The 14,008-nt window shown below is 47.6% G+C and carries 14 protein-coding genes; 2 read left to right on the forward strand and 12 right to left on the reverse strand.

All coding sequences use genetic code 11. The annotated features are described in order from the left end of the window. The first annotated feature begins 71 nt into the window (after positions 1-71). Positions 72-857: a M23 family metallopeptidase gene (locus RF007C_RS00495; RefSeq protein WP_037296406.1), complete on the forward strand. Its 786-nt coding sequence runs from the start codon at positions 72-74 to the stop codon at positions 855-857. A gap of 57 nt (positions 858-914) precedes the next feature. Here the strand turns inward: RF007C_RS00495 and RF007C_RS00500 are convergent, their stop codons facing one another. The 11 genes from RF007C_RS00500 to RF007C_RS00550 all read right to left on the reverse strand — a co-directional run bounded on the left by RF007C_RS00500 (position 915) and on the right by RF007C_RS00550 (position 11,810). After that, positions 915-1,244, reverse strand: coding sequence for a hypothetical protein (locus RF007C_RS00500; RefSeq protein WP_019678272.1), 330 nt, complete (start codon positions 1,242-1,244; stop codon positions 915-917). 17 nt (positions 1,245-1,261) lie between these two features. Then, on the reverse strand, positions 1,262-2,125 hold the full coding sequence (fba, locus tag RF007C_RS00505; RefSeq protein ID WP_019678271.1) for a class II fructose-1,6-bisphosphate aldolase: 864 nt from the start codon (positions 2,123-2,125) through the stop codon (positions 1,262-1,264). 152 nt (positions 2,126-2,277) lie between these two features. Then, positions 2,278-2,613, reverse strand: a complete 336-nt coding sequence (locus RF007C_RS00510; RefSeq protein ID WP_037296407.1) for a hypothetical protein — start codon at positions 2,611-2,613, stop codon at positions 2,278-2,280. A gap of 118 nt (positions 2,614-2,731) precedes the next feature. Next, a complete protein-coding gene (locus RF007C_RS00515) occupies positions 2,732-2,929 on the reverse strand; it encodes a (2Fe-2S)-binding protein (RefSeq protein ID WP_100218852.1) in 198 nt (65 codons plus the stop codon). A 20-nt stretch (positions 2,930-2,949) separates the two neighbouring features. Next, the gene (gene murD / locus RF007C_RS00520; protein WP_242836249.1) at positions 2,950-4,293 is read right to left on the reverse strand and encodes a UDP-N-acetylmuramoyl-L-alanine--D-glutamate ligase; all 1,344 of its coding nucleotides are present in this window, start codon (positions 4,291-4,293) and stop codon (positions 2,950-2,952) included. After that, on the reverse strand, positions 4,290-5,672 hold the full coding sequence (locus tag RF007C_RS00525) for a hypothetical protein (RefSeq protein ID WP_019678267.1): 1,383 nt from the start codon (positions 5,670-5,672) through the stop codon (positions 4,290-4,292). Before RF007C_RS00525 ends, murD begins: the two co-directional genes overlap by 4 nt. Positions 5,673-5,693: 21 nt before the next feature. Further along, a complete protein-coding gene (locus RF007C_RS00530) occupies positions 5,694-6,080 on the reverse strand; it encodes a metal-dependent transcriptional regulator (RefSeq protein WP_037296408.1) in 387 nt (128 codons plus the stop codon). A gap of 130 nt (positions 6,081-6,210) precedes the next feature. Then, positions 6,211-8,271 (reverse strand): Eco57I restriction-modification methylase domain-containing protein, encoded by a 2,061-nt coding sequence (locus RF007C_RS00535; protein ID WP_161634860.1) that lies wholly within the window; start codon positions 8,269-8,271, stop codon positions 6,211-6,213. Between the two features lie 49 nt (positions 8,272-8,320). Next, complete coding sequence (locus tag RF007C_RS00540; RefSeq protein ID WP_051456446.1) at positions 8,321-8,821, reverse strand: GNAT family N-acetyltransferase; 501 nt, start codon at positions 8,819-8,821, stop codon at positions 8,321-8,323. Between the two features lie 8 nt (positions 8,822-8,829). After that, positions 8,830-10,353, reverse strand: coding sequence for a xylulokinase (gene xylB, locus RF007C_RS00545; protein WP_037296410.1), 1,524 nt, complete (start codon positions 10,351-10,353; stop codon positions 8,830-8,832). A gap of 152 nt (positions 10,354-10,505) precedes the next feature. Beyond that, the gene (locus tag RF007C_RS00550; protein WP_037296411.1) at positions 10,506-11,810 is read right to left on the reverse strand and encodes a hypothetical protein; all 1,305 of its coding nucleotides are present in this window, start codon (positions 11,808-11,810) and stop codon (positions 10,506-10,508) included. A gap of 185 nt (positions 11,811-11,995) precedes the next feature. Between RF007C_RS00550 and RF007C_RS00555 the strand changes: the two genes are divergently transcribed. Next, positions 11,996-12,511 carry a VanZ family protein gene (locus tag RF007C_RS00555; protein ID WP_019678263.1) on the forward strand — a complete coding sequence of 172 codons (516 nt, stop codon included), beginning with the start codon at positions 11,996-11,998 and terminating at the stop codon, positions 12,509-12,511. Between the two features lie 61 nt (positions 12,512-12,572). Here the strand turns inward: RF007C_RS00555 and RF007C_RS00560 are convergent, their stop codons facing one another. Continuing rightward, positions 12,573-13,793 (reverse strand): MarR family transcriptional regulator, encoded by a 1,221-nt coding sequence (locus RF007C_RS00560; RefSeq protein WP_037296412.1) that lies wholly within the window; start codon positions 13,791-13,793, stop codon positions 12,573-12,575. Positions 13,794-14,008 lie beyond the last annotated feature (215 nt).

The following is a 14,008-nucleotide window of genomic DNA, read 5'->3' on the forward strand; positions in this document are numbered from 1 at the left end:
ACTCGGACAGCCTTTGTTCGCTTATGTATATTTTCCGATTTTATGACAAGAATAATTTCGGAGGTGTTAGTGTGAATAAAAACGAACTGACCGATAAAAAACACGGAAAAGGCTCAAGGGGCTTCTATGCTGCCCTTGGCATAAGCGCTCTCATGATCGGGACTGCCTGCATTTTTGCTCATAAACAGGGCGACAGACTCCCCGACAACAAGCCCGTCGAAAACAATTTTCCCATTGTGACGGAGGTACCTGTAAACAAACGTGCCACCAACATACCAAAGGCTACCGCTCCAGTCCGCAAAACAGAGCCTGCGGCTGAAACAAGACCTGTACAGACTGAAGCTCCCGCCATACCTGCGGCTGAGGCTGCTGCAAAGGCGCCATTTGAAGTTGACAGCAGCTTCACTGAACATTCCGCAGAAGCTGCCGCGGAGACTTCCGTGACTTCCGTTCATGCTCCCCTGGCGGACATAGGCAATATCCTCGCACCGTTCAGTGAAGGTGAGCTTGTAAAGAACGAGACCACAGGCACATGGCAGACTCATAACGGTACCGACATCGCCGCTGAAGTTGGAGCCGACGTATATGCCACCCTGAGCGGTGAGGTGGCTTACGTGAAAAACGATCCCCTCTGGGGCGTGAGCGTTGTCCTTGACCACAAGAACGGTTATACCACAAAATACTGCGGTCTGGGCTCCGACCTTGCAGTACAGCAGGGTGATACCGTTGAAAGCGGCAGCCTTATCGGAGCTGTGGGTGAAACTGCGGATATAGAAAGCTCCGTACCAGCCCATCTGCATATCGAAATGACTCACAACGGCTCATTCATTGATCCGCTGTCCCTTATGGAGCACTGATGCTATAACGCAAAAAGGTCCGGAAACAGCCTTATGCCGCTTCCGGACCTATATTTTTTATCTTGGCGGAAGGAAGAAATTCAAAGCATTTACAAACTTCATAACATTTCCTTCATTTCTTGACTTTGCCGCTAACTCTGTACCCAGATTTGACGAGCTCCTGATATTAACGCCTGTCTTTCCGTCAGGAAGAACTCCCAGCGCTACATCAACTACCTCGCCCCAGGTCAAGAGTGACATACCTGTACTGAACTGTACACGGTAATTCTGTCTGTCCGCCTTTTTGAGCTTCAGCTTATTCTGTGAAGCTGCACGCATTACAGCGTCAAGAACCGCATTTATATCATAATTATAGACATAACTCTGCTCAAAATGTCCCCAAGCCATAATTTATCTCCAAAGGATCAAGCCTTGTTAACGCTTCCGAAGAGCTCCATCTTCTCCTTGACCTTAGCCTTGATAGCCTCAACACCGGGTGCGAGAAGCTTTCTGGGATCGAAGCCCTTGCCCTGCTTGTCCTTGCCAGCCTCTACATAGCCTCTTGTAGCCTCAGCAAATACGAGCTGACACTCTGTATTAACATTGATCTTTGCAACGCCAAGTGAGATAGCCTTTGTGATCATGTCATCAGGGATACCTGTACCGCCGTGGAGTACGAGAGGCATCTCGCCAACAGCCTTGTTAACAGCCTCAAGAGTCTCAAAGCTGAGTCCTTCCCAGTTGTCAGGATATACGCCGTGGATATTACCGATACCTGCTGCAAGGAAATCAACGCCGAGATCAGCGATCATCTTGCACTCAGCAGGATCTGCGCACTCGCCCTTACCGATAACACCGTCCTCTTCACCGCCGATAGCACCTACCTCAGCCTCAATGGAAAGACCAAGATTGTGAGCAGCATTTACGAGCTCTGTAGTCTTTGCAACGTTCTCGTCGATGGGGAAGTGTGAACCGTCGAACATGATAGATGTAAAGCCTGCCTTGATGCACTTATAGCAAGCCTCGTATGAACCGTGGTCAAGGTGAAGTGCAACAGGTACTGTAATACCGAGAGACTTGTCCATAGCTGCAACCATAGCTGCTACTGTCTCAAAACCGCACATATACTTGCCTGCTCCCTCAGATACACCAAGGATAACAGGTGAATTGCACTCCTGAGCTGTAAGGAGAATAGCCTTAGTCCACTCGAGGTTGTTGATATTGAACTGACCTACTGCGTATTTGCCTGCTCTTGCTTTCTTGAGCATTTCTGAAGCTGAAGTTAACATAGTTATAATTCCTCCTGAGAATTCATTTACGGGGATCTTGACCCCATCGTTAATATTATATCATAGCTTGCTTTGAATTGCAAGAGTTTAACAAAAATTTAGCAATAAAAGCCCAGAGCGTGCGGATCTGACCGCCCGCGAATTTATCATAGTTATTCTTCTGCGGAATTCCCGGCTTCGTCGTTATTATCCTCAGAAACTATATCGCCCGGATCTTCCTCAGCTAAGTCAGGAAATCTTTTTTCCATGACAGTTGTTACTGTATACATATTTGAACGCATGAGATCAATGTTCTCGCACATATCACCAACTGCATACAGAACCAAGCTTGTTACCCACGCAGACAGTATGGTAATTGGTATTATCAGTAATCCTGAAGCATCTGTCTGAGAAGCAACATATATCCCATCAATAGTTCCACATACGACTATCAGCCAGAATAAACCCTTTGCTGTGATTTTTAGTTTTTCACCTGCATTTTTAAACATAAACAGTACCTCCGATAATTATAGTAACAGTATAGATCAGTTTATAACAATTTGTAGGATAAATGCTGAAACAGGGAGTTGTGCAATATTGAAAAAGGCGGATAATATCCGCCTTTAATCAAGCCATCATTATTTCCGATATAACTTTCATTATGTCATCGTGACAACCGCCGCAGCCTGTTGAACAGTGGGTAGCTTCCTGAACCTTGTCAAATAACGCCACAACGTCTGTCAGCTGCTCGTTATCATGAAGTGCGTCCTCAACATCGAAATATGTAACTCCCATGCAGTGGCATATCTCATAGTTTTCTTTCATATACTTATGCTCCTTCCGTATCATTCAAGTCCTGCGACAAGCTTCTTGAAGGCATCGCCGCGCTCCTCGAAATTCTTGAATATACCGTAGCTTGCAGCCGCAGGTGACATCACACAGCTCTTGCCCTCGGGAGTTATCTCCGCGGCAAGCTTTACTGCGTCTTCAAGGTGATCTGCGTAATATACCCTGGACTTGTCTTTGAAATCGTCCTTTGCCTGTATCATATCGTACACGCGCTTTCCCGAAGCTTCCATACAAATAACTTTCACGTTGAAGTCAGCGAGGAAGTCAACAAGTGAGGTATAGTCGATCCCCCTGTCCATTCCGCCGATGAGTATCGTTCCTGCACCGGGGACGCTCTGCAATGCCGATATTGCCGTAGCACAGGCAGTTGAGATAGAGTCGTCATACCAGCGTATGCCGCGTACCGTATCCACATATTCAAGACGGTGAGACAGAGGCTCAAAGGTGCAGAGCGCTTCTGTGAACTCATTCTCGTCCATGTACATCATGGCAATGTAGTAAGCAACTGCGATATTGTAATGATTATGCACGCCCAGGAGCTTTATCCTGTCCACAGGTATGACATAGGGGTCTCCGTAATAAATCACCCCGTCCTTTACGTACACATCCGCACTTTTATCCTTATCCGAAACGGTATAGGTATGCCATGTATTATACTCCTTGGGAGCTATATCCGAATTTATCAGCAGATCATCCTCGGAATTCTGGTGAAGATAGATGTTCTTCTTGGCATTGTAATAGTTCTCAAGGGTGCCGTAGTGATCCAGATGCTCCTCGTAGAGATTGAGGAATATGGCATATTTCGGTGATACCGTCATATACTCCAGCTGATGGCAGGAGAGCTCGCATACCACGACAGTATTCTCCTCCATGCCCTCGGCTATGTCAAAGACGGGTATGCCGATATTTCCTGCAATGCGACAGTCAACTCCATTCTCATGGAGAACGTGATATATAAGCGAGGTTACGGTGCTTTTTCCCTTTGTGCCGGTGATACCGATTATCTGCTCGCGGAAGCACTCAAAGAACACCTGCGTCTCACAGGTTATATAGCATGAAAGCTCGGAAAGAGGCTTTTCAAGGACAATGCCCGGACTTTTGAATACCATGTCAAAACGGTCGAGACAGCTCTGATAGTCCTTTCCGCATATGAGCTCCACACTTTCGGGGAGACCGTTTGCTTCGCGGTCAACATTGTTGAGATCGGCAATAGCCAGCGATGCCTGCGCACCATACTTCTCAAGTATCCTGTAAGTGGACTTGCCTTCCCTGCCGAAGCCCAGTATGCAGACCTTCTTTCCGTTGGTATATTGGTTTATATAGTCGCTGAAATTATTCAAAGCAGACGCTCCATTTCATTTTCAAGTATTTTCCTGAATTCATCAGGCAGCAGGTTCTCTTCATTGAAGGAACCGCAGCACTCCTTGTTGAGCGCGTCTATATCCTCAGGATGGTAAAGTCCTCTCAGCTTATACTCCTCAAACAGCAGCGGGAGCTTCTCACCTTCCTGCTCTATTCTGCGTATTGCCAGAGATACTGCCAGATTTACCTCGTCTATACTTCCAACACACTCAAAGGGTTTATGCTCCGACTGGCCTATGAGCTCGATGAAGTATTCGAGCATCTGGGGATCGTTGAGCATATCCTTGCCGAATACTTCCCTGAGCTCCTCAGTGCTGAGGAAGGGCGAGAGTATAAGGCTTACAAAAAGGCATTTCGGACAAGCTCCGCACCATATATCCGGTGATACCTTGCTGCCCAGATTGCAGCTCCTGAATACAGGAAGGTACTTCTTATGGGACACGAACATCTTTGCTATCTGGAACTCGGAAAGAGGACGCAGGAAGCTGAAGTAATACTGTCCCGTGCGGAGGTACTTCTCCTCATATTCATGGAAATCGCGTTCAAATTCAAAGCTTTTGGAATACTGGTGGTTAACGTCCTGTCCCACCACGGTACTCTCATTGGCACTGGCCTCATTGGAAAGCACGATATACTTCAGGCCGTTGAGATAAGCGGTTATCTCCGCCGAAAATGCAACTATTGCAGAAAAGGGCGTATGTCCGTTGATGAAGCCCTTTTCGTTGAGCTCCACAAGAGAACGGTCAAAATGGCGATGTGCGGTTATGAGTGCATTCTCGGGAAGTCCTGCCGCCTTGACTGTGCCGCTTATGGAACGACGCTTATTTATGGAATAGCACAGGCAGTCCATACCCGAATTCATCAGAGTCTCCAGCGTGAGGGCTGAGTCCTTTCCGCCGCCTATAGGCACGAGACAGCCCTTTGGATGGCGTACTCTGTCAGAAAGATAGCTCTTATAGCTGCCTGTGGAAACTATATTCACAAAGCTGTCGGGATCTGCCGAGATACCGTTGACAAAGAACAGCTCTCCCAGTCCCATGAACCATAGCTTTTTCCACCATTTCTTCTGATCGTCGCTGAGCTCTCCGCACTCCGCACGGAATTCGGGCGAGCAGGTCGCTTTCCAGTAGCTAACGGCTTCGGCCATACCCAGCGAAAATGCAAGTCTTTCAAAGATGAGATCGTCCTTTACAGAAACGCCCTTGGGCTTGCCGAAGGTCCAGCTGGGGCGGAACTCCGCAAGCCCCTCTATACGGAATTTGAAGCCTATCTCCACCGTCTCTGCTGTTTCGTTTATATTATAGGATCTATAAGTAAAAACGGGATATTTCTCCCTGAATTTTTCAAACTTAGCCATTGCTCTCCTCCGAAAAGTATGTCACTTCTTGGCTTCTTCTGCTGTAAGTTTATTATAGTGCGACTTCAAAAGCGCAAATGTCTCATCGGAAATATCATGCTCCACCTTGCAGGCGTCCTCTGCCGCAACATCACGGCTGATACCAAGGTAAGTAAAAAAAGCGGTAAGTACAGTATGGCGGTCATAGATACGTTCTGCAACTGATCTGCCGGCTTCTGTAAGTCTGATATGATTATCTCCGTCAACGGAAACAAGTCCCTCGTCCTTCATTTTTTTAAGTATGATGGATACTGTGGGACGGGAATATCCAAGGTATGAGCAGATGTCGATAGCATGGACATCAGGCTGCTTCTGTGAAAGGATCAGGATCGTTTCAAGGTAATTTTCAACTGCTTCGGTAATTGCCATTCTGATTCTCCTTTACAATAGGATAAAGATCGTAATCTCACAAAATTACTTATCTTATATTATATCACATTTATGAGATGATTACAACACCCATTTTGTTAAATTTAGTCAAAATATGGCTATATATAAATCATATGAGCGGGTGTCTCTCAAAGCCATCCGAGGTTTCAAAGCTGTCCCAGTCTTCACGGCATATTGCCACATTCTCCCTTATAAGATCTTCATATTCTCCCATATCCTCAGGACGCGGAGGAACAGGCAGACGAGCAATGTCTCCCGGATTCATATTCATTGTAGGATTCAGAACGGCGGAGAGCTCCGTTACTGCCTTGCTGTTCAGGAGGCCGAGAATATAAAGGAGCTCCTTCTCATCGTTGGGGAATGCACTGGTGCCTGCCACATTGAACATGAAGCTGTCATCAAAGAATCTTACCGAAAGCTTTCCGCTGGTTATCTGCGACCAGCTCACCGACGGACGGAAATTATAGGCAAGCCCCTGAGGACGGGAGCGGAGCTTTCCTCTGCAGTCACGGAAATTCTTTATCTCATAGCCGTCATTCTCCCAGTTTACAACGTAATCGCGGTTTCCGTACCACTTGCGGTAATCGCCGCCCTTATTGAGCCAGTACCATTTCTTTTTCTCACCGGCCGCAGATGCGGTCTTTTCCGACGATACCTCATACCATCTCCGCAGGAAACGGTCGTTGTCCCCTGTTATCAGTCCTTCGCGAACGTGAATGATCTCTCCCAGAGTCTGTCCAGAAAAGGCACGGAGCAGCTTCCTGCCCAGCCAGTATGCCGCCGGCGCCGAGGGTATGGTGAGGAAATCCTCCGTATCGGCTTCAAAGCGGTACTCCATGTTCTCACCAGAGAGAACGGACAGCACCATCTGCCGCTGTTTTTCCATATCGCCCTTCAGTTCCGCAAGTCTCAGATAGGTACCGACGGTATTTTTTCGGGGGCTTCCCATAGTGAATGTACATAGAGGCACTGTGGCGTCCTCAAAGGCGGAATACTCAAAATGAATAAGCGTCTGGAGCTCATATTCGCTGTATATCCTCAGGCGGAGCTTCTCATAGGACTGTAAAAACAGCCATGTTGCAGGTGCAAGGAAGCCCAGCTGACCGTCATCTGCACACATATCCATACACCGCGCCATGAATACGGAAAAAAGGTCGGCGCCGTAGTCCGCAAATCTCCTGCGCACATGGTCTGACAGCTCCTTATTCATTGCGGGACGTCCCAGATAAGGCGGATTTGTAACGATGACCGTATATTTTTTCTGCAAAAGTCTGCCTATAACAGCGCTTTTGCCGCCTTTGGCAATGAGATCTCCGCTGTCCGCAAGAGAGCCGAGCACAGGATCGGCTCCCGAAAGCTCATATACCATAGGCTCTGCCTCAGCCCCGAATACCGCTGCCTTCCTTCTCAGAGCTGTTTCCGCCAGAGCACAGGCTCTTTCATCAAGCTCAAGGCCGAACAGGTTGTATCTGAGTATACTCTCTGCCGCTGTCTTGTCAGTATAGCCGCATCTCCTGTACAGCTCCATGAATACATCAAAGGCATAAATCAGCACGTTGCCGCTGCCCATACACGGATCCATGAAGGTTATCTCCTCGGGCGGAAGCTTTTCAGCCGACGGCTCTCCGTCACCGAAACTGAGCTCTCCACGAGAGATGTCATATCCGTGAGCTTCCAGATACCTGCACAGCGTATTCTGCACCATATACCTCACTATCCACATGGGTGTGAACAGCTGTGTTGCCGCTGCTATCTTCTCAGCTTCCAGCCGCTTGCTGTTTTTCAGTCCCACAGCTATTTCCTCACGGTATGGGCTGTTAAAGCCCTGATGTGCCCAGCCGAGCGCTCCTTCCATGCGAAAAATCTCCCTCGGCAGCGCCGTCAGTCTTGCTGCCGCTCCGTCTTCGTCAAAAAGCTGTTCCGGAACGGGAAGCTCGCTGTGCTGCAAAAAAATACCGCCATACACCGCCGAAAGCTGCCTGCACTTTTCTTTGAAAGCTGCGATGCGAAGCTCCTGCGGCTCCTCCATTATCTCACGGATACTGTCATAGCTCACAAAGGCGAGGGCACAAAGGCGCATAAACCCGTAATACGCTGTTTCCTCATCATTTCCGCTCATAAGCCCGCTTCGTGCCGCGGCAGCAAATCTCTTCAGCTGCGAATAGTCCATAACATCCTCACAATTTCCAAAGGCGGACACAGCTGCGTCCGCCTTTATATTAATCAATATGAAGCTCTGTAAAAACCGCCTCAAATACCACTTTGCCGTTTTCGCGGGAATACTGCCCCGTGTGCTCGGGAACAAAGCCGCATTTTTCGAGAACTCTTCCGGAAGCTCCGTTGTCTTTTGCATAAAAAGCAGTAAAGTCACGGGCTCCGAGCTCATTATACGCCCAGTCCAGAAGTCCTCGGACCGCCTCGGTAGCATAGCCCTTCCGCCAGTAGCTGCGGTTGATATTGTAGCCGATCTCATATGCCTTGTCCTTTTCGCTCCATTCGAGGCTGATATCACCGATGACCTTATCGGTCTCTCTCAGAACTATGGCATACTTATCGTTATCGGCTCTCCATTCCTCTATCCTCCGGCGCAGCTCCACGATATTATCATCGCAGGGATAGGGCATGAACCTGTTAACCTCGGGATCGGAACGCCATTCAAAAGCATCCTCCGCGTCGCTGATACGAAACGGACGGATCAGCAGTCTTTCAGTCTCTTTCATAGGTTATCTCAGAATGAAGCCAGCTTTGCGAACTGTGCCTTGAGTGCAGGATAGATCTCCCTGTAAAGCTGATAGTACTTCTCATACTCGGGAACATTCTCAGCCTTGGGGGCCTGTACCTTGTCGGTCTTGATGATAGCACCGCAGGCCTCGGGCACACTGCTGTAAATGCCTGCGCCAACGCTTGCAAGTATAGCCACACCAAGTGCGGGACCTTCCTTTGAAGCAACTGTCTTTACATTGCAGTTGTAAAGGTCTGCCAGCATACTTCTCCAGAGGGGTGAGGATCCGCCGCCGCCGCAAGCCATCATGTCGCTTACGTTTACGTTCATCTCGCGGAATACCTCTACGCAGTCGCGGAGAGAATATGTAACGCCTTCAAGAACGGCTCTGAGCATATCCTTTCTTGTGTGGATAGCCGAAAGTCCGAAGAATACGCCTCTCGCATCGGGATCAAGGTGAGGAGTTCTCTCGCCCATGAGGTAAGGCAGATAGAGAAGTCTGTTAGCGCCTACGGGAACTGTCTCAGCCTGCTTGTCCATGAGGTAGTACTCGTCTACGCCCATAAGCTTGGCAGTCTCCTTTTCTGTCATGCAGAAATTATCTCTGAACCACTTCAGTGAAAGGCCTGCGCCCTGTGTTACACCCATTACGTGCCATGTATTCGGTACGGCTGCACAGCAGGTATGAACTCTGCCCTTCTTGTCGATGGATATATTTGAAGTATGAGCGAATACAACGCCCGATGTACCGATAGTCGTGAAAGCCTTGCCGTCCTCGACAACGCCTGTACCAACAGCAGCTGCTGCATTATCGCCTGCGCCGCCTACTACGATAGTGCCCTCGCAGAGACCGAGTGTCTCGGCCATCTTCTTTGTGAGAGTACCTGTTACCTCACAGCTCTCATGCACCTTGCCCAGCCAGCTCTTGTCTATCTCGAAAGCGCTGAGAAGTTCATCAGACCACTTGCGGTTGGGAACATCAAGGAGCTGCATACCCGAAGCGTCCGATACCTCGGTAGCGTACTCGCCTGTGAGGATAAGTCTGAGGTAGTCCTTGGGGAGAAGGATATGAGCCACCTTTGAGTATACCTCGGGCTCATTGTTCTTTACCCAGAGTATCTTTGCAGCTGTCCAGCCTGTAAGAGCAGGATTTGCTGTGATCTCCACCAGCTTGTCCCTGCCTACGATGCGGTTCATCTCCTCTACCTCGGCAGCTGTTCTCTGGTCACACCAGATTATGGATCTGCGGAGTACATTGTTATCCTTGTCAAGCATTACGAGACCGTGCATCTGTCCCGAAATACCTATACCCTTGACGTCCTCTTTGCTGACGCCGCTCTTTGCCATAACAGCCTTTACAGTCTCGATCATTGCGTTTGCCCAGTCCGCAGGATCCTGTTCTGCATAGCCGTTCTTGGGCTGATACATGGGATATTCGATAGTCTTTGAAGCTATAACGCTTCCCTTCTCGTCGAAAAGGACTGTTTTTGTACCGCTGGTACCGCAGTCCACACCAATTACATATGCCATAATAAGCAACTCCTTTTGAATTATTACAGGGGCCTCCCCTGCATTCTTATTCTCCAAATCAAAACATCCCTGATAAACTTGTAATGATATTCAAAAAGCGCTGCGGACGCCCTCAGCGAGTTATGTGTCCGCAGCGCCGCAGATTCGTTCCGTCAGCTCAGAAGATCGAATGAGAGGTGTCTCGAATTAACATCATAATAATCCTCGATCTCCGCAACATAATATCTGAAAACGATCTTTTCCTCGGCAGGAGCCAGCTCCACGGGTTTAGCGTCGGGATGTTCCTCATCAGGCTCTGACATAAGAGGAGGTATGGAGATCGTCATTACATCTCCGCTGGGAGAAACCCCCAGATAATCAAGCTGTTCATCTGTGAGAGTATTGAGATTTACATTGTGGTACTTCTTGAGGGTAAAGTAGGATATTCCCGTAGCCTCGTCCACCTGCTCACTGTTGAACTGTCTGAGAGCGCCTGCATTCATTTCATTGATGTACATTCTCTTGTCTGCTGTATACTCCATTTCTGCAAGCACCTTTTCCGAAGGCGATTTGATGTAGTATCTTCCGTTTGCCTCCTTACCGATACCGAAGAAGTCGAGCTGATCTTCGGTAAGGCTGTCCAGAGCAACGGGATCCACGTCGGCAGCAGTCTTGTCTATTGCGAACTTACGGCTTGCGGAAAGATCCGTCAGCATAAGCTTGTTGTCGTAGGTATAACCGAGTCTTGTGAGCTCCTCATCTGTTACCTTGAGCTCGATCGTATCGGAGAGAGCGTTGAGCTCATCTGTGATGGCCTGACGCGACTTTGTTTCCCAATTTACTGTAATACCGCTGCGGATGGGTCTGCTGAGGTATACCACACGCTCCAGATTCTTCAGCGTGAATGTAGCGAAGGAATTCTTTACATCGGCTGTGTTCGGCTCAACGTATATAGCGGTACTGCCCTTTGAACTGTCATCGGTGTTAACTATCCTGTAACGGTATTCGCCCGAGGGAGATACACCTGTTTCCACGGTCTTCTCCTTTATTGCCGCAACAAAGAAGGATGAGAAGAGGAAGTAGCCGAGGGCGCCGAAGATATACATAAGAAGTATGATAGTGGCCAGTGCTGTCTTTACGCCTTCGCCCGCGCCTGACATGAGCAGTATGACTATACCCGTAATGACAATGGGAATAATCAGCCCCCACTCGCCGAAGTACAGCAGTACCACAGGCAGCATTGCGGGAAGGATCAGAAAGCTGCATATCCTCGTAACTATCTGATGTCTCGTATAGAGCATGATTATGAGGGCAGCCAGTGACACGCCCGAAACCGCAAGACACAGTGATGCGCGCTGGTGTATGTGCATATCATAGAATATGGAAAGATAGCAGAGTCTGAATACAAAAAGCGTATATACCACGCTCAGAAGTGAAATGACTCTTTTAGTCCAGACATTTCCAAATAAACTTTTCATTATTGCCTCCGAATTGTTATGATCTATATATAAGCTATGCGGCTAAAAGTCACACACAGTATATTATAGCATTTTTCTCTTTGTTTTACAAGTTCTTTTTGAAATTTTTTCCAAAAAAACAAAGTCTTTACAAAAGTCAGCAATAATTGTATAATATAAACAGCAAGAAATGAAAGGAACCTCCTATGAAAAAGCTCTTACAGAACATAAAAGCATATCAGGCGGTATTTGTTATACTGACCGCTGCTGTTATGATAACCATATTCATACTGTCTGCCCAGGACGCCGAAAAGTCCTCAGACACCAGCAGCGTACTGACCAGAATAGCTGTCAGGCTCATAGACAGGGATTACGACAGCGAATCCCCCGAAAAGCAGCAGGAGATCTGGGAAAAGGCCTCCTTTATCGTGCGAAAGCTCGCTCACTTCTCCATATATACGGCTCTCGGCTTCTTCGCATCATTTTCGGCAGGAAAAAGAAAGCTTTTCACACTGAAAAGCCTCGGCGTGATCATATTCGGTTTTCTTTACGCAGTTTCTGACGAGTTCCACCAGAACTTTGTCAAGGGCCGCTCCTGCGAATTCAGGGACATGATGATAGATACGGGCGGAGTTACCACGGGTATGATAATATCATTCGTATTCATGGGACTGATATTCCTTATCGCACGCAAACGGAAAAAGAACACATCAGGACAATGATAATACACTGAAATAAGGAAAAGCCATAAAGGAGCTGCCGCTCCCTTATGGCTTTTGATTTTTACTGCATACCGCCTCTTACATAGAAGTTATCCTGAATGATAAGAGCACAGCCGCCGAGGAAATTGTTCTTTCCGTCCAGTCTGCTGAGCACAACTCTGTCAGCGATCTCCTCGCTTACAAGGCGGATCATCTCACGCTTGCAGTAGTCAAACTGCTTTTCGTTGAGCTTGAAGTTGTGAAGAACTATCTTCTTTGCGAAATGGCTGATAGCCAGATTGTTTATAAGCACGGTGTACTTTGAGATAATATCGTCCACCACGTTCTTGACGGACTCCTCGCCTCTCATAAGCGCCATAAACACATTATCGGTATTTATTGCAGTCTTGTCGCCTTCTGTAAGCTCATAGAGCACAGGAGTCTTGTCCTTGGAATAGATCTCGTAGAAGGCGTTGAGCATAGCTGTTCTTGAAAGCTCAGCCTTTACGGAGCCGTTGGGATAGCCCTCATAGGACTTTCCGTTGGGACATACGATATATCTCTCGATAGTTGATGTATAGGACACATAGTCCGCAGAGAGCTCATTCTTGTTGATGATAGCCAGATTTACCTGGTTGCCGTTATGAATGAACGCCTGATTGGTCTGATAGCCGTTCTGAGTTCTGAAATCATTGCTTGCAAGAGCCATAAGTCCTATGGCATTGCCGCAGTGTATCTCAAAATTAAGGCCGCCGGAGAGCTTGTCGATAAAGTTTGTGAAGTCAAGAACTCCGTCCTTGTAGAAGATCTTGAGCTTGCCCCACATGGAAGGAACTACACCAACGCCGAGACCGAGGATCTTATCCTTGGTAAGAGCGCTGTTCTCGACCATTTCGTTGCTGGTCTTGATTATGTAGTTTATGATGTCCTTGCTTGTGGTCCTTTCGTCGATTACCATGCTTGCCTTATCGAGGACCTCGGAATTAAGATTGGTCAGACCTATGCTTACTTCCTTCTCGTCCACTGTTGCACCCAGTGCAAAACGGCTGTTGACATTGATGTCGATAAGGATCTTTCTTCTGCCCTTCTGGAGCTTCTCGGCATTTACAGGAGCTTCTCCAATCTCAATGAGAACGCCCTCTTCTATCATTTCGTTTGTAATGATTGTAACTGCAGCTCTCGTGATCTCAAGTGCGCTTGCAACATCGACTCTTGAGATAGGGCCTGATTCCCTGATCACTCTAAGAATCTGCATTCTGTTTCTTCTTTTCAGATCGAGTTTACTTATTCCTCTTTTTTCCATACTGCAACAACTCCATTTCTGTTCATGTCTGTTTTTCGGGAACTAAGTCCGCACTGTACAATCTGCATATCCCCACAGGTGTTTGTCAGAAATTACTGTTATAACTGCCTGTATAATTTTATTTTTTTATAATAAAGCCAATCTCTTTTAACGTATTTATATTATAACACAATATTATTAAAATTCAAACATTTTAACGCAAATAATTGTAAAAT

This window comes from Ruminococcus flavefaciens 007c, from assembly GCF_000571935.1.
GTDB lineage: Bacteria > Bacillota > Clostridia > Oscillospirales > Ruminococcaceae > Ruminococcus > Ruminococcus flavefaciens_F.

Excerpts from the sequence above, each read along its gene's own strand:
- RF007C_RS00510 (WP_037296407.1), bottom strand. The coding sequence starts at position 2,613 with ATGTTTAAAAATGCAGGTGAAAAACTAAAAATCACAGCAAAGGGTTTA.
- xylB (WP_037296410.1), bottom strand. The coding sequence starts at position 10,353 with ATGGCATATGTAATTGGTGTGGACTGCGGTACCAGCGGTACAAAAACA.
- RF007C_RS00535 (WP_161634860.1), bottom strand. The coding sequence starts at position 8,271 with ATGGACTATTCGCAGCTGAAGAGATTTGCTGCCGCGGCACGAAGCGGG.
- RF007C_RS00540 (WP_051456446.1), bottom strand. The coding sequence starts at position 8,821 with ATGAAAGAGACTGAAAGACTGCTGATCCGTCCGTTTCGTATCAGCGAC.
- RF007C_RS00560 (WP_037296412.1), bottom strand. The coding sequence starts at position 13,793 with ATGGAAAAAAGAGGAATAAGTAAACTCGATCTGAAAAGAAGAAACAGA.
- fba (WP_019678271.1), bottom strand. The coding sequence starts at position 2,125 with ATGTTAACTTCAGCTTCAGAAATGCTCAAGAAAGCAAGAGCAGGCAAA.
- RF007C_RS00555 (WP_019678263.1), top strand. The coding sequence starts at position 11,996 with ATGAAAAAGCTCTTACAGAACATAAAAGCATATCAGGCGGTATTTGTT.
- RF007C_RS00530 (WP_037296408.1), bottom strand. The coding sequence starts at position 6,080 with ATGGCAATTACCGAAGCAGTTGAAAATTACCTTGAAACGATCCTGATC.
- RF007C_RS00550 (WP_037296411.1), bottom strand. The coding sequence starts at position 11,810 with ATGAAAAGTTTATTTGGAAATGTCTGGACTAAAAGAGTCATTTCACTT.
- RF007C_RS00515 (WP_100218852.1), bottom strand. The coding sequence starts at position 2,929 with ATGAAAGAAAACTATGAGATATGCCACTGCATGGGAGTTACATATTTC.
- RF007C_RS00525 (WP_019678267.1), bottom strand. The coding sequence starts at position 5,672 with ATGGCTAAGTTTGAAAAATTCAGGGAGAAATATCCCGTTTTTACTTAT.
- RF007C_RS00500 (WP_019678272.1), bottom strand. The coding sequence starts at position 1,244 with ATGGCTTGGGGACATTTTGAGCAGAGTTATGTCTATAATTATGATATA.